The sequence below is a fragment of the Brevibacillus migulae genome, from assembly GCF_004521915.1.
GTDB classification, from domain to species: Bacteria; Bacillota; Bacilli; order Brevibacillales; family Brevibacillaceae; genus Brevibacillus_F; species Brevibacillus_F migulae.
Genome location: NZ_SDKD01000005.1, coordinates 12,814 through 38,519 on the forward strand (window position 1 = coordinate 12,814; position 25,706 = coordinate 38,519).

Here is a 25,706-nt window from a genome sequence, read left to right on the forward strand (position 1 = left end):
ATGGGCGTGGAAGCAAACGAAGGGGTTATTGAATTTGTGCCGGCCAAAACCACGTGAAAACATATTACGTCGTTTTGGTCGGTTTTTTTGAGCTGCGATAGCCGTCATATTTTTCGTTTTCGAGGTAGAAACAAAGCGATTATCGCACCAAATAAGATGCCTATTGCCGCTAGATAAATGGCTGTTCGATTACCTGCAGCCAATGCTTCACGCAGAGGTTCGCCCGTCATTCCCTGAATGCCAGAGTTGGCGATGGCAATCAAGATGGCAAGCCCGATGGCATTACCGATGTTTAATGTGGTCGAAGCTATTCCGGATGCTACGCCTTGATCTTCTGGGGCTACACCGTTTGATGCAGCGATCCACATGCCGGTCCATGTGATGCCCTGGCCGATGCCGGAAATAATGATCCCCGGAACGATCATGAGATAGCTGCTGTCGGTGTACGCCCCTAACGGAATCAGTATTGTTCCGACAATTCCGATACTCATGCCGATAAGCAGCGTGCTTCGTGCCTCCAAACGGGAAGCCAGCCGTTCGCCGAGCTGAGTGCCCGCGGCAATCGCTAATGATGGAATGATGAAGGCAAGCCCGGTTTGCAGAGCAGTGTATCCGTGCACGTTCTGAAATAAAGTAGTCAGGAAGTATGGCAGAGCACCGAACGTTCCCATGTATATGAATGTTAAGACCATGCTGGCAACCAAGCTGCGGTTACGGAAAAGATGTATCGACATTAAAGGAGCAGTACTGCGAACTTCGATAAGGGCAAAGATCGACAAGAGGATTAGGGAAAGCACTGCACTAATGATAATATTCTGGGAATCCCATCCAATTTCGGGTCCCTGTACAAGAACATATACCAGAAGCGTAGCTCCTGTGGTTACAGAGGCAGCGCCGGGTATATCAAAATGACGCTTTTGATTCCGCTGCTCGTCACGGGGGATAACGAACAGTGCAGCTAGTGCAACAATACCCGCTAATGGAACATTAACCAAAAAGACAGCTTCCCAGCCGAACGCATTGGTCAGAACCCCGCCCAAGATAGAGCCGATTGTCAGTCCGCTGGCGCCGGCGCCGCCCCATACGGCAAGAGCGCGGTTCCGACGCGGCCCTTCCTCAAACAACCGGTTGATCAGCGATAACGTGGCCGGAAATAGGAAAGCCGCTCCTATACCTTGAATGGCACGGGCGATAACGATGACGAGCGGATTCCAGGCCAAACCTCCCAATAGTGACGAAAGCGCGTAAAGGACCAACGCGAAAATAAACATTCGCTTTTGTCCGAGCAAATCAGCAGCACGCCCTCCAAGAAGCAGGAAGCCCCCGCAGAAAACAGTGTAGGCGCTGACCACCCATTGCAGCGACTGTTCCGAGAAGCCAAGGCCATGGCCGATCTCAGGCAGAGCTACGAAAACGATATTGATATCGAGCCCGTAGATAAGCTGGGCCAAAGCGAGCAAAGCCAGACTCCATCCCAAGGCTCGTTGCTTCATGGTAGCCATTTTCGGTGCTTCGCCGTTAAGCCGAGTTTGTTGATCGGTAGACATTAATCGATCACTCCTACATTTCAATTTTTTTTGAATTGTTTCGAGGTGATTATATTTCAAATAAAATTGAAATGTCAAGAATATGATGGTATAATTTTTCCATGAGACAAAATGATGAATTTTCAGTAGCTCAAGCGGCTAAAGTACTCAGCGATCCGATACGGCTAAAAATATTGATGCTTCTTAAAGAGGGAAGACAGGAGGTTTATCAGTCGCCAGTCTGTTCGGCTTATGCTCATGCCATCTGTCCGGAGGATCTGAAGCTCGGTTTGGGTGACATTTCGTCGTCGAAGCTGTCGTATCATTTGAAGGAATTGAAGGACGCAGGCTTCATTCAGGAGTGCAGGGAGGGGAAACGGATTTATTATCTCTTAAAGACTGACCGTTTCAAGAGCTTAATTGAATCGCTCCACGGGTTTTGCTAGACCTGAAGTAAAATAAGGCAGTACCTATTTGGATACCGCCCGTTATGTCAACTCACTTCTTGTAATTTCACACGATCATGTTGTCTGCTCTAAAAAAGCCATGCAGGGTATTCGATCGACAAGCGGCTGACCTTGTCCAGCCTAGTAATTAGTCTTTATCTAAAACGTTGCCGCTTGTCGTCAGATTTATAACGTATCTTCTCGCTGAACTAACGAGGAACGTTAGCTGGATCTTTACGAAACGGCAGCTAGCCATACGTCCATGATTATGGCTCAATTCATTATGACATTGGTGTTATGGAGGACTGTTATAATGAAAAATGCTGTATTTGAGAAAATCGAAGAAGTAATAGGTCAAGTGAAGGCTGTCGTGATATTGGACGAGCAAGGTTGCACATCAGAAGTAAGTCGTATTGTAACGGAAGAAAAATCCTACATACTTAAAAGCGCTGATAAGGAAAAGTATCGGTTGTGGTTGAAGGATGAGGCTCAAATATTAGAAATGCTCCAAGATGAATGGATACCGATCCCTAGGTACTATGGATTCTTTGATGAATTAGATAGCAGTCATTTACTTATGTCATTAGAGGATGGCATCACTTTAACTACTGCTCTTAAAAAAGGTACATCATTGGAAAAGAAACAGTTGCTTCGGAGCTTCGGTCGATTTCTAAATCGATTTCATGAAGGAAGTCCATTAAAACCACTTAAGCGCGTGGATAATTGGCTAGATCGCCAACTGGCAAAGGCGAAAAGCTATGTTGATAGTGGACAAAGCGAGGGTGATTTGACACTGTTGGAATCTCTAATACTGAATAGACCCTTACCTGTTAATGAAACAATGATTCACGGTGACTGCACAACAGATAATGTCCTTGTAATAGATGGAGAGATAAGTATGTTCATCGATGTTGCTGGTATGACAGTAGGAGACCCACGATATGATGAATCCTTGGCGATTAGGGGAATTATCAATGAGCCGGATTTATTAGAAGCCTTTTATGAGGGGTATACTCGTTATAGAGTAACAATGGAAGAGTTCAAGTATTTCGATGAAGGATTGTATGAGTTTTTTTAATCGGGCGTTACGCTCCCTCGAAGTGATTCAGTTTCCTCTCTCAATCTCATGAATTCGCAGGATTTTACCCTAATATAAGTGTGTTAGAAGTTGCAATGGAGGCGCTCGGTTTTGTTCAAACGCCAAAAATTTTCATTTTTCTGGGATTTGAGCGGGCAGTTAAGTGATAATGATCTGGGATATTGAAAACAAAGGCAGGTTTTTCCAAGTTGGAATAGTTTACTTTTAGAATCGAGGTCTGAAAATGAGGGTAAAACGAATTGTCGCCAATATTAATACGCAGAATGTTTCGGCAGCCAAAAGCTTTTACCAGGACGTGCTCGAACTTGATTTATTGATGGATCATGGTTGGATTGAAACATACGGCTTACCCGGGGAGGAGAACGTTCAAATAAGTTTCGCCTCACAGGGCGGCTCCAATACGCCTACGCCTGATCTATCGATTGAAGTTGATGATGTCGATGCGGTGTTTGAACGCATGAAGAGTGCTGGATATACGATAGAATATGGACTTGCTGATGAGCCTTGGGGAGTTCGGCGATTCTATGTCCGAGACCCATTTGGCAAGCTTATCAACATCCTTGCTCATGGACATTAGACCAGCGGTCAGGGCGTGCAGAAAAAAAGGAAAAAAGCAACAATCAAGTAAGCCCTGCCAAAAAAAATTTAAAAAAGCTGTGCCTCTTGCTTATTAAATAAACGACAACATAACAGACCTCAAAAATAAAATAGGCAGGCTGGTGCAGCAACAAAAAAGATTAATCTCCTATACGTGCTACCTATAAAGGGTGCGACAATCTATGATGCACTGTGATCGCGGAGTCAGACTAACGATTGGACTCTAGGCACCATGTTAAACAACCTTCTTCGCCGGCCTATAAAATCTGAAATGCCCACCTTTCTTAAGATGGGCGAGATCGGAGATCTTTTTATTCAAGAACCGGGCGTAGGAAACTTCTTTCATAACTGATAATGCATTTCGTTTGCTCAGCAAGGGTAAATGCTTTCTTGCACTCTTCATCTACAAGTATTTTCTTTCGGTAATCTTCATATTTAGCCAAACTTGGGAAGCTGAAAAGGGCATAGGCGATGTTATTGGCCCCTTCATGAGGTAGAAAATAACCATGATGGTGTCCGCCAAACTTATTGACGAGAGGAATCCACATTTTTGCATACTCTTCAAAAACATCAACCTGGTATGGATCGATGACATATTTCAAATAACAAGTAACCATTTTTCCACTCCCAACACTGCTATTTTGCTTAATCTTACCGTATTTCAGGGAATTAGTGGAGAAATGATTGTGGGAGATCGGAAATTAACAAAATGTGTAATAAAAAAAGACTGTTAAAAGTCTCTTGGATTTGAATCACATCTGATTTTTAAAGTCTTAAACCAACCTGTCATGAATGTTCGTGTATCTAAGACTGTTTTAGTAACATCGCCTTTTTGGACATCCATGTATAAGCAATAGCCTCTATCACATTTAGATTCGATTGGAATCAATTCAATGAATTCGTTATAAACGGTTACTGCTTCGATGGCTCTATCCATTTGTGGTTTTGTTACATCACTTACAATCATCAAAAACTGTCTCTTCAATACAACACCCCATAATTTTTACTTTTATTATATCACAGTAATGAAAACCAGGTGGGAATCAACAAGTTGGCAACTTATCGATCTTAGCTGAGATCAAATAGATTTGTGTCGGTGGAGTTAGCAAACTAGTTATTGAGGAAAATGAACAAAAAACTTGCGACACGAAACAACCCCAAGGAATAAAAGGAATAAAAGGAATGAAAGTGCTATAAAGTGTTACATTGCCAATCATGCGATTTCATCATGTTGATATATTATTCGACATGTTGGTGATCGGATGAATGAATAACGAAGGGTTTAATCCACACATGGCAGGTGTTCCGAGCGCGGTGTACAAAACGTTTCGTGCTTCGGTAATGTCACTCTTAGGGATAGCATCGCCTCACCAAAGTAAAAAAGAGCCGCAGCTTACACGGCACCAATGATTATATTCTTATGGACCACCTACACCTATTTCTGAAGCCCATACAGGACACCAACCTTTATTCAAGTCCGTTGTGTTATACAGAACTAAATTTCAAAGAACAAGAAGCAGTAAGGTTTTAGTTTGCAGGAAGGAAAATCCAACCTACCCATAGACAAGGATCCCTGGCATTCATATATACTTACTACAGATAGAGAGAGTGGGAAGGGGGCCGGTGAATTCATGTTAACGTTGAGACAGCAAAAAATATTGCAGCTGCTGATGCAAATGGATCGTCAAATCTCTGGGCAAGAGATGGCGAATCATTATGACATTACCCCACGCACCGTACGAACCGATATCCGTGAGCTGTCGGATACACTAAGCAAGCACGGTGCCCATATTCACGCTGATCGGAGAAAGGGATATTCGTTGCATCTCACCGATCCCCCTGCATTTCGCCATTTCTTACAGATCATCACCGCACATAACAGCGCTCGCCACGATATTCCCGATGATCCCAAACTCCGTGTCGGCTATTTAATGAAACGTCTCCTGCTCGCAGAATCCTATGTCAAATTGAAAACCCTTTCCGATGAGCTGTTTATCAGTGAATCTACGATCAAAAATGATTTAAAGGAAGTGCGGGCCGTACTCTCGAAATACGAGCTGCGACTGGAAAAGAGACCGAATTACGGATTGAAAATCGCAGGAGAAGAGCATAAGCTGCGTTACTGTATGGCCGAGTATGTATTTGCTCGGAACGAAGATCATTCCTCGATGTGGAATGAGGAGCAGTTGGCGATGATTCGCGGAACGATCCAGCAGCATGCCAAAGCGGCAGCAATCCCTTTGTCCGAAATCGGTTTGAATAATCTGGTGATCCATCTGGCCATTGCCTGCAAACGCATCTTGGACAAAAATGTAGTGTCCATGACCACGGAGGATTTACAGCATATCCGCAAGCAGGCTGAATATTCGGCAGCGGCGAACATCGTAGAGGCACTTCAACAGGGCCTGCAGCTGAACTTTCCGGAAGAGGAGATCGCCTATGTCACGATTCATTTGATGGGAAGCAAAAAGGTTGCCTACCAGCATGCCAATGGGGGCCAGCTGACGACGGTGATCGATCCGAATATCATGGAGCTGACCCAAAAACTGTTAGCCGATGTGGAAAACCAGCTGCATCTGGGCATCCAGCACGATCGAGAATTGATAATGGGACTGAGTCTGCATTTAAAACCAGCGCTGAATCGGTATCACTATGGAATGAATATTCGCAATCCGTTGCTGCCAGAGATCAAGCAGCGTTATCCGATCGCATTCGAAGCGGGTATTCTCATGGGGAAAAGCATGTACGATAGCTTGAATATTCAGATGGACGAAGATGAAATTGGTCATCTGGCCCTGCATGTAGGAGCCGCGATCGAGCGCGCGCAAACGAGAACCCATGCGAAACGATGCCTGATCGTATGCGCGACGGGAGTAGCAAGCGCTCAGCTCATTTACTATAAGCTTCAGGCGACCTTTGGCACTCGTTTGGAGATAGTAGGGACAACCAGTCTGCTCGAATTGCATGAATATCCACTGGAAGCACTAGATTTTATCATCAGCACGATCCCCATCCAGAATGCGCTGCCGGTTCCCGTTGTGGACGTGAATACGATTTTAGGGGATCAGGATATTAGCAAGATTCGGATGGTGTTGAACGAGGGGCGAGAGAAAACGCTCCAATTCATTCAACCGGAGCTGGCATTCTTTAAACAAGACTGCAGGTCACAGGAGGAAGTCATCGATTTTCTGGTGGAGAAGATACAGCCGCTGGGCATGATTCCGGATGATTTCAAAGAACTATTGTTGGAGAGAGAAGCCGTTTCGCCGACGAGCTTTGGCAACTTGGTCGCGATTCCGCATCCCATCCGCCCGGTAACCGACCACACCTTTTGGTCCATTTGCACGTTAAATAAGCCGATACTGTGGGGACACGATCGTGTACAGCTCATCTGTTTATTAAGTGTTCAGAGGAAAAAGAAGAATGAACTGCAAGCCCTGTACAACTTCCTAGTCAAGATGGTAGACGATGCAGCCTTGGTCAACCAATTGCTTCGATTAGAATCTTATGAAGAATTGACCCACGTATTGCAACATCACGGATGAAAAAGTGATTCAAGAAATAATCAAAAACAAAGAAACGAAGCTGCACGGCGATGGCTTACAGACATCGGACATAAGGCAGCTTTTTTGCTTTCTTCGGACAATTTTTTCCGCTTCAGAAGGAAAAAGGATGCGTGTAGTTGAAAGCGCTTTTCTCGTATCCTTGATTTATGAAAGCGGTCTCAAAGGGATGAAGAGAGGGTGGCGACTGCATGAACTTGTTTCGTGTTTTGCAAGGGAACCTGTTGCGAGGCGGGAAAAAACGAAGGGGGGAACATCCATGAGTGCAAAAGAGAAAGCGGTAGAGGTCCTTGGCAACGTTGCCAACAAGATCACCAATCAGAAGTATATCATGGCGATCAAAAAAGCGTTCGTCACACTGATGCCCGTGATTATCGCCGGTGCGTTCGCGACATTGGTATCCAACATGATCATGGGGACGGAAAGCGGCTTGGCGCATTTTGAAGCGTTTCGTTTTTTAGCTGACTACAAGCCGATCATGTCGGCCATCAGCTACGCGACATTGAACTTCCTCACCATAGGCGCGGTCTTTTTGATCGGGATCGAGCTGGGGAGAATCAATGGGGAAAAATCGCTGTTTCCCGGGTTGATGGCGCTAATTGCTTTTATTTCTGTGATTCCTACCACACTGGAGCTTGATGTGAATGGCACGGCGACGATGGTCAAAGATGTCTTGGCCAGGCAGTTCTCCGATCCAAAAAGCTTGTTTTTGGGAATGATCATGGCGATTCTCTCGGTGGAGATCTATTGCAAGCTCGGGAGAATTGACAGGCTGAAAATCAAGATGCCGGACAGCGTCCCTTCCAATGTAGTCAGTTCGTTCTCCTCTCTGATTCCAGCCATTATTACCGTATTACTCACCGCGACCTTGGGCTTTGTTTTCCACAATGTGACCGATTTGTATCTGCATGAAGCAGTGTATAAAATCATCCAGCAGCCGCTGGAAAGCGTGGTGCAGGGGCTGCCTGGCATCCTCACGTTGATGTTCGTCGCCCAAATTTTCTGGGTGATCGGCATCCATGGCAACCAGATGATCAAACCGATTCGCGAGCCGCTATTGCTGGGAGCCATTGCGGTGAACATGACGGCCTTTCAAGAAGGGAAAGAGGCTCCCAATATTATCACCATGCCTTTCTGGGATGTGTACATGACGATCGGCGGCTCCGGTTTGACACTCGGATTATTGATTGCGATCTTCATCGCCAGCAAACGTACCGATATGCGCAGCATTGCCAAGCTGTCGATTGGCCCCGGCATTTTTAATATCAATGAGCCCGTCATTTTTGGACTGCCGATCATGCTGAATCCGCTCATGGCCATTCCGTTCATTTTGACACCGCTTGTGACCGGGACGATTGGCTATATCGCTACGGCGACAGGCTTTGCCGGAAAAGCAGTGGTGATGGTCCCGTGGACGACGCCGGTCATCCTGAGCGCATGGTTATCGACGGCTGGCAGCTGGGGTGCGGTGATCACGCAAATCATATGCCTCGCCGTAGCCACCTTGATTTATCTACCCTTTGTCATGATCGCCAACAAAAAAGACATGGATCAACAAACGGAGCTGACACACAGCGCATAAACGATGGAGAGAAGGAGTATCTCGGATGGAAACCAATACGTTGAAAATTCCCGCTGATTTTATCATCGGGGCAGCTTCATCGGCATGGCAGACCGAGGGCTGGTCAGGCAAAAAAGAAAATCAAGATTCCTATATGGATCTATGGTATAAGAACAATAAGCATGTCTGGCACAACGGCTACGGGCCGGGGATTGCCACGGATTTTCGCAATCGCTACAAGGAAGATATCGCCCTGATGAAGGAAATCGGGCTTACCCATTTCCGGACCTCGATCAACTGGTCACGTTTTTTGACCGATTACGAGCGAGCCGTTGTCGATGACGAGTATGCCAGCTATGTAGACGATGTGATTAATGAATTGCTGAAAAATGGCGTAGAGCCGATGATATGTCTGGAGCATTACGAGCTGCCAGCTGCCTTGTTTGAGAAATATGGAGGCTGGGGTTCCAAGCAAGTAGTCGAATGGTTTGTTGCGTATGCCGAAAAGGTATTTGAACGTTATGCCGATCGAGTGAAGTTTTGGTTTACGTTTAACGAGCCGATCGTCGTGCAGACCCGGGTATATCTTGACGCGATCCGCTATCCGTTTGAGCAAAATACGAGAAAATGGATGCAGTGGAATTTTAACAAAGCGCTCGCCACGGCGAAAGTGGTGCAGCTGTTCAAGGAAAAAGGATATCGGGAACGCAACGGAGCCAAGATCGGGGTCATCGTAAATCCAGAAGTCACCTATCCGCGTTCATCCGCTCCCCATGATCAGGAAGCGGCCAGAATCTATGATTTGTTTTTCAATCGAGTCTTTCTGGATCCTGCCGTGAAAGGGGAGTACCCGCAAGAATTGCTTGAGCTGCTGGAAAAGCATGATATCGCTTTTGAATCGACTCCAGAGGAATTGCAGACAATCCAAGTCAACACGGTCGACTTTTTGGGAATCAATCTGTACTACCCCCATCGGGTCAAGGCTCGGAGTACCGCGTGGAATGAGCGCACCCCGTTTCATCCGTCGTACTATTACGAAATGTTTGATTTGCCCGGACGAAAAATGAATCCGTTCCGCGGCTGGGAGATTTATCCGCCGATCATGTACGATATGGCAATCCGCTTAAAGGAAGAGTACGGCAATATCGAATGGTTCATCGCTGAAAATGGCATGGGTGTGGAAAATGAGGCCACCTATAAAAACGAAGAACAGATCATACAGGATGATTACCGGATCGCTTTCATCACGGATCACTTGAAGGAGCTGTTAAAGGCGGTGGACGAAGGTGCCAACTGCAAAGGCTACATGCTCTGGGCCTTCACGGATAATGTCTCTCCGATGAATGCGTTTAAAAACCGCTATGGTCTTGTTGAAATCGACCTGGAGGACAATCGCAATCGTCATTTGAAAAAGTCAGCGTACTGGTACCGTGAACTCATCCGTACCAGAGAGCTGATTGTGAAGAACGAAGCCGCATGTAAATAGAAGGAGGGATACGGATGAAACGGATCATCTTGGCTTGCTCAGCAGGCATGTCGACATCGATTGTCGTGTCAAAAATGAAAGAGGAAGCAAAAAAACGCGGGGAAGCATACGAGATATACGCCATTCCTGGCGAAACCATCGAGGAGGAGCTGCAACTGTACGGCAATGACGTCGTAGCCATCCTGCTTGGCCCACAGGTACGGTTCATGAAGGCCGAAGCGGAAAGCCAGGCGAAGCCATACGGCATCCCGGTCGAAGTGATGGATACTCTCCTGTATGGCACCGCCAATGGAGCGAAGATTCTCGATCGCGCTCTGCAGATCGCCAAAAAATAGCGTGTAAAGGAGGAGGAGTGGATGGAGAGCTTGGAGCAAATGCAAGCAGCCGCTTTTGAAATTATTGCGTACGCAGGGGAGGCGCGCAGTGATTTTGTAGAAGCCATACGTGAAGCCAGACACGAAAACTTTGAGCATGCCTGGAAGCTGATTCAATCCGGCCAGGAAAAATACGCAAAAATCCATCTGGTACACGCTTCGCTGATACAGAGAGAAGCAGGCGGGGAACAATTGCCGTTTTCCTTGCTGCTCATGCACGCGGAAGATCAGATGCTCACCACAGAGACCATCAAAATCATGGCCATCGAAATGCTCGAAATGTATAAAAAGATGAGCACAATGGGAGCTGGCAGAGAAGCGTCGGTTTGAGTTAGTCAGGCATTATGGTAACGAATTGCAAAAGAAAAGGTGCTTGAGCCGTTTGATCGGCCAAGCACCTTTTCTTTTGTGAAAAGCGTCTCGATTTCTTTCGAATAGCTTAGGAAACGCTGCGGGCATTGCCAAATTGGGTAATTTGTTTGTATTCAGTCTCGCTGACAAGGCTGCTGTCGCTGCGCATCAGCCATGTGTAGGCAAACATCGACAGGAAAAGCCCAAATGTCCAGGCATTGTCCCACACAAAGGAGAGACCAGGGATAAAGCGGCAAATAATCGGGATAGCAATCCCGAAAAGCATCGCGTAAATCGCAGCATAGTTAAAGCCGCCTTTGTAGCTGTATCGTCCGTTTGTCTGATACAGCTCGGCCAGATGAATCCGCTTCTTCCTCACAAGCCAGTAATCGGCAATGGCGATACCATCCAGGGGGCCAAGAAGCGCCCCATACGTACCCAACCAGAGGAAAATATAGTTGCCAAAGTTATCCAGCAAATACCATGGCTGCATCAACAAAGAAAAGATTCCGGTGATAATCGCACCCATGCCAAAGGTAAGTTTGCGCGGGGAGAGGTTCTCCACCGCACGTGCGGGTGCCACGATATTTGCCGCGACGTTGGTCGTGAGTGTCGCCAGTATGATCCCCAGCGTGCCAATGAAAATGACGAACGGAGAAAACTTGGCAAGCAGGGCAGCGGGATCCCAGATGGCTTCCCCATAAATCACGACCGTAGCTGAAGCAACAGCTACCCCGATAAAGGAGAACAGCCCCATCGTGGTGGGGAGGGATGTTGTTTGGCCGATAATCTGTGCGCGCTGGCTTTTCGCATAGCGGCAGAAGTCTGGGATATTCAAGGCGAGCGTCGCCCAAAACGCAATGGCACCTGTCAAAGAAGGGAAGAAGATCTTAAAAAATTCTCCCGTCGAGCTGATGGTAGAAGGGGCGGACAGCATGGGCCCCCAGCCGCCTGCAGAGGTAACCGCCCAGACCAACAGGGCTAGCCCCATGACGACAAGCGTAGGTGCTGCCCAAAACTCCATTTTGCGAATCGCTTCCGGACCACGATAGGCAATCCATACGTTGAACGCCCAGAATACGAGGAACGCGATAGGCAGATGAGCCGGCACATGCTCCCACGGCGTGCTGGCCACCAGAAGCGTATCGATTGCGGCCCCGCCAAACCAGCAGTTGATCCCAAACCATCCAGCCCCGACGATCGCACGGGCCATCGATGGAATGTGGGTACCCTTTGAACCAAACCAGAGACGGGCATAAACGGGATACGGAATGCCGAATTTCGTGCCGGCATGGGAATTAAGTAAGATAGGAATAAGAACAATGAGATTCCCCAAAATAATCGTCCCGATCGCCTGCCACCAGTTCATTCCCAAAGAGATCAGTCCCGCGGCCATCGAAAAGGTTGGCAAACAGATGGACATCCCGATCCAGAGACTGGCAAAGTTGTAGGAAGTCCAGTGATGCTCGGCCAGGGTGGTCGGCCTCAGACCCTCATTGTATAAAGGGCTGTCTTTGATCAGTTTCTCGCCTTCCGGAGTAAGCGTGACAATGCCATCCACCTCGACTTGTGATTTCATAGCATGTTCCCTCCTTTTTCATGGATTGGCTAGCAGACAGCGTTGTACGGTGTTGTCTGTCAGCCAAGATGCTTAAGTATATTGGACAGAAAAAGGAGTAATGACAGAATGTTCTTGCAATATTTTCGCATACGAAAACCCCCGGAGAACGAAAATCGCTCCGGGGGTCAAGGTCATTTATTTATGAGGAAAATATTCGCGCCAGCGTTCCGATACCAGACGATCGATGTCTGGATGGGTCTCGACTTCATCTGGATAAAACGGCTTCATCCGCGCATCGATCAGCAGAGGTCCTTCGTAGCGAATCTTGTTGCGCACAATGGACGACTTGGCATACAGATCATGGGCTGGGTCGAACCGGGTAAAGACCGTCCAGAGGAAACTGCTTTGCGATTGCGCGATGGATGCATCATCGACCAGGCAGATCATCGGCCATTCCTGGAGATGTTCATTCACGTAAGAAACCAGCGTTTCCGCAAATTCGGGATGCTCTTCGTATGACGGACCGCTGATGACCAGACAACCGCCGCAATAGGCTTTTGCATCCTTGATGCCAGGAATCGTCCCGCCGCGATATTCACGAGGAAGTTCTCTGACAGGTTCGCCAATTCCGAGCATGATACCCTTGCTGCCGTGATTCAGCTTGCGTCCGGTATAGTCGAGCGTATCATTGGAAGTATCATTGACGATCAGCAAATCACGTTCAGGCTGGAAGCGAGCTAATACCGTCTCCAGCAGCTGCGAAAATTGCGACAGGTCGGTCGGCACATCGGTCAGCATCAGGAATTTCGTCAAGGTAAGCTGTCCCTCGCCCATGATCCGGAAAGCATGGGCCATCGCTTCCCGATAGTAGCTTTCCCGCACTACCGCGCCAGCAAGTGCATGGAATCCGGTTTCCCCATACGTCCACAGCGATTTCAAACCAGGCATGACGACAGGGAAGAGCGGGGACAGGAGGCTCTGCATGTAATCGCCGATATAAAAATCTTCCTGCCGTGGTTTTCCGACGACTGTCGCCGGATAGATCGCGTCTTTTCGGTGCCACATCTGCTTGATATGAAAAACAGGGAAATCGTGAGCCCAGGAATAATAGCCGAAATGGTCGCCAAAGGGACCTTCAGGGCGGCGTTCATGAGGAGGCACGATGCCGCCAAACACAAATTCAGCTTCAGCCACGATCTTATGCGGGTGATTCGCGACCTCTGTCATGGCCAGTTTATCGCCCATGAGCAGAGAAGCGAAGACGAGCTCTGGTACCATTTCCGGAAGCGGAGCAATGGCAGAGACGATCAGAGCCGGTGGGCCGCCGATCGTAAGTGTGACAGGCAGCGCCTGATTGCGCCGTTCTGCTTCATAATAATGGAACCCGCCGCCTTTTTGGATTTGCCAATGGATCCCGGTGGTTTGTTTATCGTACAGTTGAATCCGGTACATGCCCAGATTATGCTCTTTTGTATCCGGATGCTCGGTGTAGACCAGCGGTAATGTCACAAAAGGACCGCCATCCAGATGCCAGCTGGTCAGCGCAGGCAATTGGGTGATGTCCACATCCGTGGTAGAGATTTGGGTGACCGGGGCGCGTGAGCCAGGTACGGTTTTCGTTCCGGTACGCGCTACATTCAGTAACGGCTCGCGCATCTCCCACAGAGCGGAGAGCTTGGGTGGCATCAGCTTGTCCAAGCCATGCACCAGTTGACGAACAGTCTCCTCCGGCTTTGGACCAAACGCCATATTTACGCGTTCCACGGTCCCGAATAAATTGGTCACGACGGGAAAGGATTTCCCCTTCACATTGGTAAACAACAGGGCCGGGCCTTCTTCGGCAATCACGCGGCGGTGGATTTCCGCCAGCTCGAGGTGTGGATCGACCGGTGCTTCTATCACAGTAAGCTGTCCTTCACGACGCAGCTGCTCGATGAAGGAACGTAAATTAGTATGCATACGAAAAAGTCACCTCTGTCATACATTTCATCCCTTCTACTCTACACGAACACTCTCACTACTTCTAGTTTTTCTTTTCTTATGGGCATTCGATGAGCTAGTATGTAACTATTATGTATGCGCTTTATCGATGGAAGGGAGGGTCTGAGGGAATGAGGCATAAACGTTTGACACTGCAAAGCAGAATGATTCTGCTCTTAACCTTTCTCATAGTCGGGATTATTGGGGCCATTGGCATGATTTTTTATACCATCATAGCGAATTCGATTGAAGAACAGGTAGGAAAGAGGGCGCTCCAAGTCGCCAAAATCGTGGCAACCATGCCGCAGGTGAAGGGAGCCATGTATACGAACAATCCATCTGCGATCCTGCAGCCGATCGCGGAGACGGTACGCATACAAACGGAAGCCGAATATGTCGTGATCGGCGATAAAAACGGGATCCGATACGCTCATCCGGTGCCAAGCCGCATCGGGAAGTCCATGGTGGGGGGCGATAACGATCTCGCCCTTCTCCATGGGAAATCCTACGTCTCCAAGGCCGTCGGCAGTCTGGGGCCATCTCTGCGCGGGAAGGTTCCCATTTTTGACGATACGGGCAAAGTCATTGGAATCGTGTCTGTCGGGTTCCTGCTCGAGGACATCTCTTCAGCCATCGCGGAATACCGGGAAAAGGTCATCTTTGTCGTCATCGTGTCGGTTCTGTTCGGCATTCTCGGAGCCATTTGGTTGAGCAGACGGCTGAAACGCGCCATCTTTGGCTTGGAGCCGGAAGAAATCGGGGCGTTATTTGTGGAGCGCAATGCAATCCTGGAATCCGTCCGCGAGGGAATCATTGCGATCAACCGTCATGGGCGGATCACGATGGCGAATAAGGCCGCGACCAACATTTTGGGGCTGCCTTCAAAAGATGCCATTCTCAATCATCCGATTGTCGAGTGGATTCCGGATACGAAAATGGAGGAAGTGCTCAAGACAGGCGAACAGCAGCTGGATCGTGAATCGACCATCGCAGGAAAAGAAATCCTGGCCAACCGAGTCCCGATCAAAGTCGATGGACAAGTGATCGGGGTCGTGAGCAGCTTCCGGACCAAGTCCGAGCTGGATCGATTGACGGAAGAGCTGTCACAAGCAAAGCGGTATGGAGAAGCACTGCGAGCGCAAACGCATGAGTTTCACAACCTGCTTTATACCATCTCGGGCTTGCTGCAGCTGGGATCGATCCAGGAAGCGATTGAACTGATTACGACCGAGACATCGTCCCAGCAAGAATTTATCGGATTCCTGGCCAAGCAGATCCCGGATCCGCTGATTGGGGCTATGCTTATCGGGATGCATAACCGGGCAAGGGAACTGAAAATCGACTTTGCCGTGCAGTCAGACAGCCAATTGGGCCAATTACCCCTGGCGATTGACCGGCAGCAGATTCTCATCATAATGGGAAATCTCATACAGAATGCATTTGAAGCGGTCGGGGCCGCCAAATCGGAGGAAAAGCGGGTAGAGTGCTACTTGTCCGATCGGGGAGAAGACGTGCTGATCGAAGTAGAGGACTCCGGAAATGGCGTGCAGGAAGCGTTGAAGGAACAGATTTTTCAGTACGGATTTTCCACAAAATCGGGGGACGACCGGGGTATCGGTTTGGCAAAGGTAAAGACGATGGTCGAGGAAATGGGCGGATACATTCTTGTCGGGGAAAGTGAACTCGGAGGAGCTTTGTTTACCATTTCCATTCCAAAGGGAGGAAAAGGGACGAAATGAGAAAAATCGAGGTTTTTATCGTTGAGGATGATCTGCGGATTATCGATATCAACCGCAAGTTTTTGGAACGAATCGAAGGCTTCTCGGTCATTGCCACGGCTACAAATGGCGCAGAAGCGAAAGAGCTGCTCAGCGTCAGTCAGCCGGATCTCATCCTGCTTGACGTCTATTTGCCGGACATGCAGGGGATCGATCTGGTATGGCATATCCGCCAGCATTATCGGGATGTGGACATCGTCATGATCACCGCTGCCAAAGAAATCGAGATGGTCTATGAAGCGATGCGCGGCGGCGTGTATGACTATATCGTCAAACCGTTGATCTTCGAGAGATTCCGTGAACGCATGGAAAGCTATCGGTCATATTTTTGGCAAAAAGCAAAAACAGGCACCGTCGAGCAGGAAGAGATCGACCGCTTGATGGGACGGGGATTTCAGCCGGCGAAGCAAAAAGAAGCAGCTATGTATATGCCGAAGGGGATTGACCAATTAACGTTGGACAAGGTAACCGCAGCGTTGGATCAGTATGACGAACAGGGGATTACCGCCGAAGAATTAGGAAAAATGATTGGCGCCAGCAGAACGACAGCCCGGCGTTATCTGGAATATTTGGTGGAGATCGGTCACGTCCGCGCAGATTTGGTCTATGGCACAGTGGGACGGCCAGAGCGGAAATACAAAAGCTTGCCGAAAGTGTGACGAACATGTGAACTTTATGAACAAAATGTGCGAAATGTCACTAATAAGGCTTATGTGCAAAAACTATATTTCCTCAAAGCAACATGATACCTTTATCTCACAAAGATGAATGCGCTTTCAAAAAAGGGGGAAATCGAGATGAAAAAGAAAAGTTTGCTCATGGCCTTATCGACTTTCGTACTGCTTAGCCTGACTGCCTGTGGCGGCGGCGGCGGAAATGCTGGCGGCAGCCAATCGCAAACCGCAAGCACTTCCGGCGGCTCCACTTACCCGGAAAAACCATTGATCATGGTAGCTCCGTCCGGTGCAGGCGGCGGCTGGGATAAAACCGCACGCTCTGTCAGCAAAGTATTGATGGAAGCGAAGCTGGTGGATCAGACCATCACGGTAGAGAACAAACCCGGCGGCGGCGGTGTCGTTTTCCTTTCCGAATATGCGACCAAGGATAAGGGAAATGCCTACAAGCTGTTTGTAAGCTCTCCTCCGATTTTGATCAACAATAACAAAAAAGAAGGAAACAGCCCGTTTGGCTACCGTGAAGTAACGCCTTTGGCGCAATTGACGAAAGATTTCGGCGCTTTGGTTGTGAAAGCGGATTCACCCTATAAAGATCTGAAAGGTTTGCTGGATGCGATCAAAGCGGATCCAAGCTCCATTACCGTAGCGGGCGGTTCGGCGCCAGGTTCCATGGACCACTTGATCGCAGTGCTTCCTGCAGCGAAATATGGCATCGATCCGAAAAGCGTGAAGTACGTATCTTATGATGGCGGCGGCGAGGCGATCGCTGCACTGCTTGGCGGCAACGCAGACATGATTGCGACCGATGCTTCCAGCGTGGGCGAATACTTGAAAGCTGGAAAAGTCCGCGTACTGGGCGTGACTTCGGCAGAAAGACTTGGCGGCGATTTGAAAGATGTGCCAACAGTAAAAGAGCAAGGAATCGATGCAGATTTCACGATTTGGCGCGGTATCTTTGGTCCAGCAGATATGCCAGCTGATGCCAAAAAATATTGGGACGAAAAATTAAAAGCGCTTTCCGAGTCGGAAGCATGGAAAAAGGAACTGGCTGCGAATGCATGGGAAAGTGAATACAAAGACTCAGCTGCCTTCACCGCCTTCCTCGATGAACAAGACAAATTGGTGAAAGAGCTTCTGGCATCTCTCGGGATGGCCAAGTAAGGAACGAGGAGAGGGCTTCCCTCTCCTTCCTTGTTTCCAAACACTTCTATTGTAGGAGGGGAGAGAAAGATGAACAAGACGTTTGACCGTTATGCGAGTGTTGTCTTCGCAGCGATTGGCGCTTTTTTTGTAGTCAGCAGCAGAACCATCGCGGAAAGCGCGTATGGTAGTCAGGTGGGGCCGAATCTGTTTCCGCTCATTTTGGGGATCATCTTAATTCTTCTCAGCGCCAGATTGATGTTTGAGACGCGCAGTTATCAGCAAAAGGAAAAAGAGGAGGCCCCTCATAATCTCAAGCGTTTCTTGATCATGGTGTTTGCGACATTATTGTACGCCTTCTTCCTGGAGGATATCGGCTATATCATCAGCACTTCTATCTTCTTATTTGTAGGTTTTCAGGTGATGGGGAACAAAACATGGTGGAAATCGGCTCTCGTTGCCGTACTTTTCACGGGTGCGGTATACGGCCTGTACGTAGAAATTTTAGAGGGCTCGCTGCCAGGTTGGCCAACCTGGTTTGGCCTGTAAGGGAGGGTACAACATGTCAGCATTACAATATTTGAGCGATGGCTTTCTGTTAGCCCTCCAATGGCATAATCTCCTGTATGCGTTTATCGGTGTATTGATCGGTACGGCTGTAGGTGTCCTTCCGGGGATTGGACCAATGAGTGGAGTGGCCTTGTTGCTTCCTGTTACTTCTTCTTTGACGAGCGGGTCCTCCCCTGAGGAAGCGGCAGCGAGTGCCATCATCCTGTTGGCAGGTGTTTATTACGGTGCCATGTACGGTGGATCGACCACGTCCATTTTGTTGAATACACCGGGAGAATCCTCCTCGGTGGTAACCACGTTGGACGGTTATCAGATGGCGAAACAAGGACGGGCTGGGTCGGCCTTGTCCATCGCGGCGATCGGTTCTTTCTTTGCGGGTCTGGTCGCATTGATCGCGCTTGTCTTTTTGGCACAGCCTTTGGCGGAAGTTGCACTTTCCTTTGGGCCAGCCGAGTATTTTTCTCTGATGGTGTTAGGGCTGTGCGCCGTGAGTGGTCTTGGCGGCAAGTCTATGACAAAAGCACTCATTATGACCATCTTCGGTCTGCTGTTGGCCACGATCGGGATCGACAGTGTCTCTGGGGTCTCGCGGTTTACCTTTGACATCCCGGATTTGTACCAAGGACTTGAATTTTTAACGATAGCTGTAGGTCTTTTCGCACTGGGAGAAGTATTTAAGACGATCATGGAAGACAACGGGGGGGCACAGGATATCATCCGCGTGGGACGTGTCCTGCCGACGCGTCAAGATTTGAAGGACAGTGCGGCTCCAATCGCTCGCGGCTCCGTGCTTGGCTTCTTCATCGGGGTGCTTCCCGGTGCTGGGGCAACACTAGCATCTTTCTTTTCCTACATCATGGAGAAAAAGCTGAGCAAACATCCAGAACGTTTCGGAAAGGGCGCGATCGAAGGCGTTGCCGGTCCAGAGTCCGCAAATAACGGTGCTTCCGGCGGCGCGATGGTTCCGCTTTTGACGCTGGGGATCCCTGGCTCCGGTACGACCGCGATCCTGATGGGTGCCCTGCTGATGTACAACGTCCAACCAGGTCCGCTGCTCTTTTCCGATCACCCGCAAGTGGCTTGGGGCTTGATTGCCAGCATGTTTATCGGCAACGTGATGCTCTTGCTGTTGAACATGCCGCTGGTGAAAGTGTTTGCAAAAATTATTGATACGCCAAGCCAATACCTGCTGCCTATGATTATCGCCATCTCCGTGTTCGGCGTATACGCTGTTCAGGTAAGCACCTTCGATTTGATTCTGCTGTTGATCTGCGGGATTGCCGGTTATTACCTGGCGAAAAACGATTTTCCATTGGCACCGCTTGTACTGGGCCTCGTGCTCGGGCCGATGATCGAGAATAACATGAGACGGGCATTGACCACTTCGAATGGAGACTTCATGGTCTTTATCAATAAGCCGATCTCGGCGACGTTCCTCGTGATCGCGGTGCTCTGGCTGGTCATTCCGATGCTGTTAAAAATGCGCGGCAAAAAAGTAATCATTAATGAAGAAGGATAATGCTTGACAGGTTTCTGCCCACTCTTTATGATTTGGTAAATATTTGCCAAGTGAAGAGAGGGTGGAAACCATGTTGTCAGTGGAAGAGGTAATCTTGGAAGGAAAGATCGTACGCTTGATTCCGGTTGATCGCTCGCATGTCGAGGGGATCTGGGAGGCGGGCCGCTTTGAGGAAATTTGGCGGTTTACTTCGGATTTCATTCAGACAAAAGAGGACGCAATCCGCTATGTCGATAAGCTGTTGCAATTACGGGATGCAGGCAAGGATCTGCCTTTCACCATTATCACGAAAAAAGATAACAAAATCGTCGGCAATACACGCTTTTTGAACATTTCGCGAGATGATCAAGGCTTGGAAATTGGCGGCACATGGCTGACTCCGAGCGTCTGGAAAACAGCGGTCAATACGGAATGCAAATGGCTGCTTTTGCGTCATTGCTTTGAGCAGCTGGGCTGTTTGCGGGTGCAAATCAAGACGGATGCCCGCAATGAGAACTCGCAGCGTGCGATCGCGCGGATTGGTGCCCAAAAAGAAGGCGTTTTGCGCAAACACATGCACGTGCGGGATGGATATATCCGGGATACCGTCATGTTTAGCATTATTGATGAAGAGTGGCCAAGTGTTGACCGCAAGTTGAGGGAAATGCTCGACAACGCGTAATGGTTGAAAGTGAAAAGCCTGGATACACTACCTACTGGACAAGGAGGTGGGAGTATGGGCAAAAACAACAACAGCAAGGATATGGCCAAAAACCGCGGAAAAACAGTGGATAAGAATGACCAAAACACCAATATCCGCGACTATAACAGTGCGAATAACGATCGCTAGTTGATTCCAACGTGCGTTCGCGAAGAACCGTTGCTTATGGCAGCGGTTTTTTCGTATGGGCAACATCACGTAAAAGATGAAAACCATGATATAATAGCGAAAGCTCACCAGGGAATGGAGGACAAGATAAATGACAAAACCGACACAACCTTTACATAGTTCAACCGTTACGCTATCGACACAAGCCTTCCTCATCCTTTGCCGATTGTTTGACGGATGCTACGATGAGTTGAAGCAGCAAGCGGAATTACAAGCGGTCACAGAGGAAACGGCGCAGGTATTGCTGGCCAGTGTCGAACGGCTGCAAGCAGAAACGGTTCCACCCAAGCAAGTGGAACTTTCTGTCACGACGGCACAAAGCTTCTTTTTGCGCAAGCTGCTGCGTGAGATGTTTTCACGCTTGCCTCAAGAGGAGCAAGAAAGCAAAAATGGACAATGGCTGCAAGAAGGCCTGCAAGCCCTGGGAGGATAAGAATGATGGAGTTGAGGCAGACCCTCCATCTGGTCACAAGCGGCAAGCAATCGCTTGAACAAGTGGTTGAGATTGTCCGTGCCGCATTCAAAGGTGGCGCCGATTTTGTGCATATTCGGGAGAAGCAGCGGACAGCCCGTGAGATCCTCCAATGGGTAGAAACGCTTGCGGAATACATACCAAGGTCACGAATCATTGTCAATGACCGTGTAGATGTTGCCGTCGTGACACATAGCAAGGGAGTGCATCTGGCTTATCACAGCTTGCCGCCTGCGCAGGCAAAGCAGCTATTGCATAATGACCAATTGATGGGGTGTTCCATTCATTCCTTATCGGAAGCGAAAAGCTTGGCGCAAAGCGGTGCAGGCTACTTGCTGTACGGACACATCTACCCCAGCGCTTCAAAGCCGGGTTTGACGGCACGGGGTACTGATGAATTGTCCCGGATTGTCAAGCAGGTGGACATTCCCGTGATTGCGATCGGTGGGATTACACCGGAACGAACGGGTGAAGTGATGCGGACGGGCTGCGCAGGGATTGCCGTATTATCGGGGATAACGGGAGCTACGGATCCCGAAGAAGCTGCCAGAGCGTACCGCAGGGAACTCGATGCAAAGGGGAAGGAAAAATGAAACGTGGAGACAATTTAGCGGAACAGCTGCGTGTCTATTTTGTAGTCGGCAGCCAGGATTGTGATTTTTCTGCCGCAAAAACGGTTGAGATCGCGCGGGAAGCGCTGGCCGGAGGAGCAGGCGTCCTGCAGTTTCGCGATAAAAAAAGCAAGCTGAACGATCGTGAACGCGAGCAATTGGCGGGTGATCTGCAAGCATTATGCAAGGAGTATGGCGCCCTCTTTTTTATCAATGACGATGTGGAGATGGCCATTCGCCTGCAAGCAGACGGAATTCATGTCGGGCAGGAAGACATGGCATTGACACAGGTTCGTACGTTAGTGTCGACCGATATGCTGATCGGCGTGTCCGCCGGGACGGTAGCAGAAGCATTGCTTGCACGGGATCAAGGGGCTGATTATATTGGCGTTGGGGCCATGTTCGCCACCGCATCCAAAGCAGATGCGGGTGAGCCGATCGGTCCAGCTGGATTGAAAGAGATCAGAGCGGCGGTCGGTCCTACGCTTCCGATCGTCGGCATCGGCGGCATCACCATCGACAATGCTCCGTCGGTACTGGAAGCTGGAGCTGACGGTGTTGCCATCATTTCGGCGATCACCAAGGCGGAATCGCCACGGGAGGCTGCAGGGCGTTTTCAGGCGCTTTTCTAAGGAAATGAATACGTTAGCTCCTGCCAATTCGGGTGTTTGGAGTGTCCAGCCTTGCACCATACTAGAGACTGAGAGGAGGCAGCTGATGAAAAACCGCATCTTTCGGATTGGCTATGAACAAGTGAATAAACGTGAATTGTTGCAACGGTTGCAATTGTCCGATTGCTTGCTGGTTGAACATAAAAGGATTCCTCCGACAGATGGGGAACTCCCTCCCGAAGCGGAGCGCCATGCGATCCTGATCCGTTTCCAAGGCCGTCCGAGCGAATGGGTCACTTTTACGGGTACATATGAAATCTTGTCGCGAGAACCTATTCCCTGGATCGATTCGCCGCTCGAATACCATCAATTCGGGGAAGAGCTGATACCAGGGAATATCCGTCGGGAAAAAGCGCCGCAAGCGCGTATTCCGGCTCGGACCAAGCTGCAAATCGCTGCGATCCGTGGCCAAACCGTGTTTGTAACGGTTCCTGGACATCCTTCGAGAAGGTACGAAATGGCGCTTTCGCATGCCCGTTTTGCGAAAGATCATCCAACCGAACTGGAGCTGACGCTGCAGGTGTTTGCTTTTCCGCCGCGAGAAGATATTCTGGTGGATTGGCTGCTGAAGGAAGGGAGAAAAAGCGGGATTATTACAGGGGCTGACGGAGAACGCTTGGAACGATCCGCTTTCCAAGTGTGGGACAATTTGCGGCAAGAATTCAAAATCAGCGTCAGTGCTGCTCTCATTGCGATCAAGCAAGCGCTGATCGTCTTGGATCGAGCTGGCGTTGAAAGCGACTTTCCTTATCCGATCCAGGATATTTCCGACCTGTCCCCGTCGAATCAGGATGAACGCGACTCGTTTTATTCGTATCATACGGTGCGCTCCGCGATCGCTGCAGTGGGGGCATTGCTATCGACTGATCCACAAGATCCCCTCCAGGACCATTTGTTAATGAATGTGATGCTGGAAAGCCAGCTGAATCGAAAAAAGGAATAGATGAGTGGGAAGGCATCTGATCAAGGTCGGGTGCCTTTGCTGTAACCATGGAAATCGAAACAATTGTGCGCACATTTTCAGTATTTGGAAGCTATGATATGATGAAAAAGAAAGCGCTTCCATCAAAGGATATAGGGGGAATTGAGGCATGCATCATAACCAATCCGATGTGCCGTTGGTCACCGTTCCTGTTCACTTGAAGGAGTTCGTCGTCGAGCAGGATTATGAACGCTACACACCCATTGATCATGCCGTCTGGAGATATGTCATGCGTCAGAACAGCCATTTTTTAGGCACCAGAGCTCACGGTGCTTATCTGGAAGGACTGCGCACCTCGGGGATCAGTATCGATCGCATTCCCAATATTCGTGAAATGAATCAATCCTTGTCTTCGATCGGCTGGGGAGCGGTCACGGTAAATGGCTTTATTCCCGGAACGGCTTTTTTTGATTTTCAAGCGCACAATATCCTGCCAATCGCCTGCGATATCCGCCAGTATGAGCATATCGCTTACACGCCTGCCCCCGATATTATCCACGAAGCGGCGGGGCATGCGCCGATCATCAAGGATGAAACGTATCGCACCTACTTGCAAATCTTCGGTGAAATTGGGGCGAAAGCGCTGTCAACTTGGGAGGATTACGAAGTATACGAAGCAATCCGGCATTTATCGATTGTCAAAGAAGATCCGGATGCGACGGAAGAAGAAATCCGGTCAGCCGAAGAAACGTTGCAGCAAAAGCTCGCCTTGGCCACAGAAATTTCAGAAGCAACCCACTTGTCCAGGCTGTATTGGTGGACAGTGGAGTATGGCCTCATTGGCGATCTGGAGCAACCGCAAATTTATGGGGCGGGTCTTCTGTCATCGGTGGGAGAAAGCATGAATTGCTTGAAACCGGAGGTGAAGAAGCTGCCTTTTTCCTTGGAAGCTTGCATCCACACCGATTTTGACATCACAAAGCCGCAGCCTCAGCTTTTTGTCTGCCGAGATTTTATGGATCTGATCGAAGCGGTGAAAGCGTATGCGCAAACGATGGCCGTGAACCGCGGTGGCACGGAAAGCCTGCAGAAGGCGCTGCGGATGAAGCAGACTACGACCAGTGTTTACGGCTCCGGCCTGCAAGTCAGCGGAACGTTGGCGCAGATTCTGCTTGATGACGGCGGCAATGCGATTTATTTGAAAACAACGGGTCCTACGGCACTCGCGGTCGACAATCAGGAGCTGGAAGGACATGGCAAGGACTATCATCGGGACGGCTTTGGATCACCGATCGGACGTCTGGCAGTTGAGGAAACACCGCTTGAGGCCTTTACCGATGAACAGCTGGAGGAAGCGGGACTCGTGGTTGATCGATCTGCCCGTCTTGTGTTTGCAAGCGGGGTGACGGTGAAAGGAAACGTCCAATACATCCAACGAGTAAACGGACGTATCGTGCTGATCGGCTTTTCCGACTGTACGGTCACCTACCGTGATCAAGTGCTGTTTCAGCCGGAGTGGGGCATGTACGATATGGCTGTGGGTGAGAGCATTGTTTCCGTTTTTGCAGGCGCTGCTGACCGTCATCGCTTTGCGACCGGTACGCACAAGCCATCTGCGCATGTTGCCAAGCGGCCTACTTATACCAAACAGCAAATCGAACTGCAATCGCTCTACCAACGGGTGCGTAACCTGCGTGATCAGAATATTTCCGGACAGGAGCTCGTCCAACAAATCAATGAGATAGGTGCCCGCATTGACCAGCTGGCGCCGGAGGATTGGCTGTTGCGTTTGGAGCTTTTCGAATTGTTGCACACGCAGCAAGATGGGGAACAACGGGCAAGGTTGCTAAGCCAACTGCATGAGATTGCAGAGAAGTATCCTGAGACAGGTGACTTGATTCGTAATGGGCTTTCCCTTTTGCAGGAGTAATTGT

The 25,706-nt window shown here is 49.2% G+C and carries 23 protein-coding genes; 18 read left to right on the forward strand and 5 right to left on the reverse strand.

Annotation, left to right across the window (positions count from 1 at the left end; all coding sequences use genetic code 11):
- Positions 1-104: 104 nt before the first annotated feature.
- Positions 105-1,547 (reverse strand): MFS transporter, encoded by a 1,443-nt coding sequence (locus EIZ37_RS06920; RefSeq protein WP_205683805.1) that lies wholly within the window; start codon positions 1,545-1,547, stop codon positions 105-107.
- 738 nt (positions 1,548-2,285) lie between these two features.
- Here EIZ37_RS06920 and EIZ37_RS06930 point away from each other — a divergent pair.
- Together EIZ37_RS06930 and EIZ37_RS06935 are read left to right on the forward strand one after the other, a co-directional pair.
- The gene (locus EIZ37_RS06930; protein WP_134683862.1) at positions 2,286-3,050 is read left to right on the forward strand and encodes a phosphotransferase family protein; all 765 of its coding nucleotides are present in this window, start codon (positions 2,286-2,288) and stop codon (positions 3,048-3,050) included.
- Between the two features lie 244 nt (positions 3,051-3,294).
- Entirely contained in the window at positions 3,295-3,648 is a 354-nt protein-coding gene (locus EIZ37_RS06935) for a VOC family protein (RefSeq protein WP_134683863.1), read from the forward strand.
- Positions 3,649-3,979: 331 nt separating this feature from the next.
- On the opposite strand, the gene EIZ37_RS06940 is transcribed toward EIZ37_RS06935, so the two are convergent.
- The gene (locus EIZ37_RS06940; RefSeq protein ID WP_134683864.1) at positions 3,980-4,285 is read right to left on the reverse strand and encodes an NIPSNAP family protein; all 306 of its coding nucleotides are present in this window, start codon (positions 4,283-4,285) and stop codon (positions 3,980-3,982) included.
- A 113-nt stretch (positions 4,286-4,398) separates the two neighbouring features.
- The gene (locus tag EIZ37_RS06945) at positions 4,399-4,635 is read right to left on the reverse strand and encodes a hypothetical protein (RefSeq protein ID WP_134683865.1); all 237 of its coding nucleotides are present in this window, start codon (positions 4,633-4,635) and stop codon (positions 4,399-4,401) included.
- A gap of 664 nt (positions 4,636-5,299) precedes the next feature.
- Between EIZ37_RS06945 and EIZ37_RS06950 the strand changes: the two genes are divergently transcribed.
- From EIZ37_RS06950 to EIZ37_RS06970, 5 genes are all read left to right on the forward strand, one after another.
- The gene (locus EIZ37_RS06950; protein WP_134683866.1) at positions 5,300-7,213 is read left to right on the forward strand and encodes a BglG family transcription antiterminator; all 1,914 of its coding nucleotides are present in this window, start codon (positions 5,300-5,302) and stop codon (positions 7,211-7,213) included.
- A gap of 277 nt (positions 7,214-7,490) precedes the next feature.
- The gene (locus tag EIZ37_RS06955; RefSeq protein WP_134683867.1) at positions 7,491-8,813 is read left to right on the forward strand and encodes a PTS sugar transporter subunit IIC; all 1,323 of its coding nucleotides are present in this window, start codon (positions 7,491-7,493) and stop codon (positions 8,811-8,813) included.
- 25 nt (positions 8,814-8,838) lie between these two features.
- Positions 8,839-10,278, forward strand: a complete 1,440-nt coding sequence (locus tag EIZ37_RS06960) for a glycoside hydrolase family 1 protein (protein WP_134683868.1) — start codon at positions 8,839-8,841, stop codon at positions 10,276-10,278.
- A 14-nt stretch (positions 10,279-10,292) separates the two neighbouring features.
- Positions 10,293-10,613 carry a PTS sugar transporter subunit IIB gene (locus EIZ37_RS06965; protein ID WP_134683869.1) on the forward strand — a complete coding sequence of 107 codons (321 nt, stop codon included), beginning with the start codon at positions 10,293-10,295 and terminating at the stop codon, positions 10,611-10,613.
- A 21-nt stretch (positions 10,614-10,634) separates the two neighbouring features.
- Positions 10,635-10,982: a PTS lactose/cellobiose transporter subunit IIA gene (locus EIZ37_RS06970; protein ID WP_134683870.1), complete on the forward strand. Its 348-nt coding sequence runs from the start codon at positions 10,635-10,637 to the stop codon at positions 10,980-10,982.
- Between the two features lie 109 nt (positions 10,983-11,091).
- Here the strand turns inward: EIZ37_RS06970 and EIZ37_RS06975 are convergent, their stop codons facing one another.
- Positions 11,092-12,582 (reverse strand): NCS1 family nucleobase:cation symporter-1, encoded by a 1,491-nt coding sequence (locus EIZ37_RS06975; protein ID WP_134683871.1) that lies wholly within the window; start codon positions 12,580-12,582, stop codon positions 11,092-11,094.
- A 177-nt stretch (positions 12,583-12,759) separates the two neighbouring features.
- On the reverse strand, positions 12,760-14,523 hold the full coding sequence (locus EIZ37_RS06980; RefSeq protein WP_134683872.1) for a UbiD family decarboxylase: 1,764 nt from the start codon (positions 14,521-14,523) through the stop codon (positions 12,760-12,762).
- A 152-nt stretch (positions 14,524-14,675) separates the two neighbouring features.
- On the opposite strand from EIZ37_RS06980, the gene EIZ37_RS06985 reads away from it, so the two are divergent.
- The 11 genes from EIZ37_RS06985 (at position 14,676) to EIZ37_RS07035 (ending at position 25,702) form a co-directional block, all read left to right on the forward strand.
- Positions 14,676-16,283: an ATP-binding protein gene (locus tag EIZ37_RS06985; RefSeq protein WP_134683873.1), complete on the forward strand. Its 1,608-nt coding sequence runs from the start codon at positions 14,676-14,678 to the stop codon at positions 16,281-16,283.
- Positions 16,280-16,981 (forward strand): response regulator, encoded by a 702-nt coding sequence (locus EIZ37_RS06990; RefSeq protein WP_134683874.1) that lies wholly within the window; start codon positions 16,280-16,282, stop codon positions 16,979-16,981. Before EIZ37_RS06985 ends, EIZ37_RS06990 begins: the two co-directional genes overlap by 4 nt.
- A gap of 138 nt (positions 16,982-17,119) precedes the next feature.
- Positions 17,120-18,160: a tripartite tricarboxylate transporter substrate binding protein gene (locus tag EIZ37_RS06995; protein WP_134683875.1), complete on the forward strand. Its 1,041-nt coding sequence runs from the start codon at positions 17,120-17,122 to the stop codon at positions 18,158-18,160.
- Positions 18,161-18,229: 69 nt separating this feature from the next.
- Positions 18,230-18,688: a tripartite tricarboxylate transporter TctB family protein gene (locus EIZ37_RS07000; protein ID WP_134683876.1), complete on the forward strand. Its 459-nt coding sequence runs from the start codon at positions 18,230-18,232 to the stop codon at positions 18,686-18,688.
- A gap of 13 nt (positions 18,689-18,701) precedes the next feature.
- Positions 18,702-20,228 carry a tripartite tricarboxylate transporter permease gene (locus EIZ37_RS07005; protein ID WP_134683877.1) on the forward strand — a complete coding sequence of 509 codons (1,527 nt, stop codon included), beginning with the start codon at positions 18,702-18,704 and terminating at the stop codon, positions 20,226-20,228.
- A 70-nt stretch (positions 20,229-20,298) separates the two neighbouring features.
- Entirely contained in the window at positions 20,299-20,889 is a 591-nt protein-coding gene (locus EIZ37_RS07010) for a GNAT family N-acetyltransferase (protein WP_134683878.1), read from the forward strand.
- Between the two features lie 298 nt (positions 20,890-21,187).
- Complete coding sequence (locus EIZ37_RS07015) at positions 21,188-21,529, forward strand: hypothetical protein (RefSeq protein ID WP_134683879.1); 342 nt, start codon at positions 21,188-21,190, stop codon at positions 21,527-21,529.
- A 2-nt stretch (positions 21,530-21,531) separates the two neighbouring features.
- Entirely contained in the window at positions 21,532-22,161 is a 630-nt protein-coding gene (thiE, locus tag EIZ37_RS07020; RefSeq protein WP_134683880.1) for a thiamine phosphate synthase, read from the forward strand.
- Positions 22,158-22,811, forward strand: coding sequence for a thiamine phosphate synthase (gene thiE, locus EIZ37_RS07025; protein WP_134683881.1), 654 nt, complete (start codon positions 22,158-22,160; stop codon positions 22,809-22,811). Before thiE (EIZ37_RS07020) ends, thiE (EIZ37_RS07025) begins: the two co-directional genes overlap by 4 nt.
- Before the next feature lie 85 nt (positions 22,812-22,896).
- Positions 22,897-23,793 (forward strand): hypothetical protein, encoded by an 897-nt coding sequence (locus EIZ37_RS07030; RefSeq protein WP_134683882.1) that lies wholly within the window; start codon positions 22,897-22,899, stop codon positions 23,791-23,793.
- A 148-nt stretch (positions 23,794-23,941) separates the two neighbouring features.
- Entirely contained in the window at positions 23,942-25,702 is a 1,761-nt protein-coding gene (locus tag EIZ37_RS07035) for an aromatic amino acid hydroxylase (RefSeq protein ID WP_134683883.1), read from the forward strand.
- Positions 25,703-25,706: the final 4 nt, after the last annotated feature.

Bases quoted from the DNA above. Each gene is read 5' to 3' on its own strand.
- EIZ37_RS06920 (WP_205683805.1), bottom strand. From the start codon at position 1,547: ATGTCTACCGATCAACAAACTCGGCTTAACGGCGAAGCACCGAAAATG.
- EIZ37_RS06930 (WP_134683862.1), top strand. From the start codon at position 2,286: ATGAAAAATGCTGTATTTGAGAAAATCGAAGAAGTAATAGGTCAAGTG.
- EIZ37_RS06935 (WP_134683863.1), top strand. From the start codon at position 3,295: ATGAGGGTAAAACGAATTGTCGCCAATATTAATACGCAGAATGTTTCG.
- EIZ37_RS06940 (WP_134683864.1), bottom strand. From the start codon at position 4,285: ATGGTTACTTGTTATTTGAAATATGTCATCGATCCATACCAGGTTGAT.
- EIZ37_RS06945 (WP_134683865.1), bottom strand. From the start codon at position 4,635: ATGATTGTAAGTGATGTAACAAAACCACAAATGGATAGAGCCATCGAA.
- EIZ37_RS06950 (WP_134683866.1), top strand. From the start codon at position 5,300: ATGTTAACGTTGAGACAGCAAAAAATATTGCAGCTGCTGATGCAAATG.
- EIZ37_RS06955 (WP_134683867.1), top strand. From the start codon at position 7,491: ATGAGTGCAAAAGAGAAAGCGGTAGAGGTCCTTGGCAACGTTGCCAAC.
- EIZ37_RS06960 (WP_134683868.1), top strand. From the start codon at position 8,839: ATGGAAACCAATACGTTGAAAATTCCCGCTGATTTTATCATCGGGGCA.
- EIZ37_RS06965 (WP_134683869.1), top strand. From the start codon at position 10,293: ATGAAACGGATCATCTTGGCTTGCTCAGCAGGCATGTCGACATCGATT.
- EIZ37_RS06970 (WP_134683870.1), top strand. From the start codon at position 10,635: ATGGAGAGCTTGGAGCAAATGCAAGCAGCCGCTTTTGAAATTATTGCG.
- EIZ37_RS06975 (WP_134683871.1), bottom strand. From the start codon at position 12,582: ATGAAATCACAAGTCGAGGTGGATGGCATTGTCACGCTTACTCCGGAA.
- EIZ37_RS06980 (WP_134683872.1), bottom strand. From the start codon at position 14,523: ATGCATACTAATTTACGTTCCTTCATCGAGCAGCTGCGTCGTGAAGGA.
- EIZ37_RS06985 (WP_134683873.1), top strand. From the start codon at position 14,676: ATGAGGCATAAACGTTTGACACTGCAAAGCAGAATGATTCTGCTCTTA.
- EIZ37_RS06990 (WP_134683874.1), top strand. From the start codon at position 16,280: ATGAGAAAAATCGAGGTTTTTATCGTTGAGGATGATCTGCGGATTATC.
- EIZ37_RS06995 (WP_134683875.1), top strand. From the start codon at position 17,120: ATGAAAAAGAAAAGTTTGCTCATGGCCTTATCGACTTTCGTACTGCTT.
- EIZ37_RS07000 (WP_134683876.1), top strand. From the start codon at position 18,230: ATGAACAAGACGTTTGACCGTTATGCGAGTGTTGTCTTCGCAGCGATT.
- EIZ37_RS07005 (WP_134683877.1), top strand. From the start codon at position 18,702: ATGTCAGCATTACAATATTTGAGCGATGGCTTTCTGTTAGCCCTCCAA.
- EIZ37_RS07010 (WP_134683878.1), top strand. From the start codon at position 20,299: ATGTTGTCAGTGGAAGAGGTAATCTTGGAAGGAAAGATCGTACGCTTG.
- EIZ37_RS07015 (WP_134683879.1), top strand. From the start codon at position 21,188: ATGACAAAACCGACACAACCTTTACATAGTTCAACCGTTACGCTATCG.
- thiE (WP_134683880.1), top strand. From the start codon at position 21,532: ATGATGGAGTTGAGGCAGACCCTCCATCTGGTCACAAGCGGCAAGCAA.
- thiE (WP_134683881.1), top strand. From the start codon at position 22,158: ATGAAACGTGGAGACAATTTAGCGGAACAGCTGCGTGTCTATTTTGTA.
- EIZ37_RS07030 (WP_134683882.1), top strand. From the start codon at position 22,897: ATGAAAAACCGCATCTTTCGGATTGGCTATGAACAAGTGAATAAACGT.
- EIZ37_RS07035 (WP_134683883.1), top strand. From the start codon at position 23,942: ATGCATCATAACCAATCCGATGTGCCGTTGGTCACCGTTCCTGTTCAC.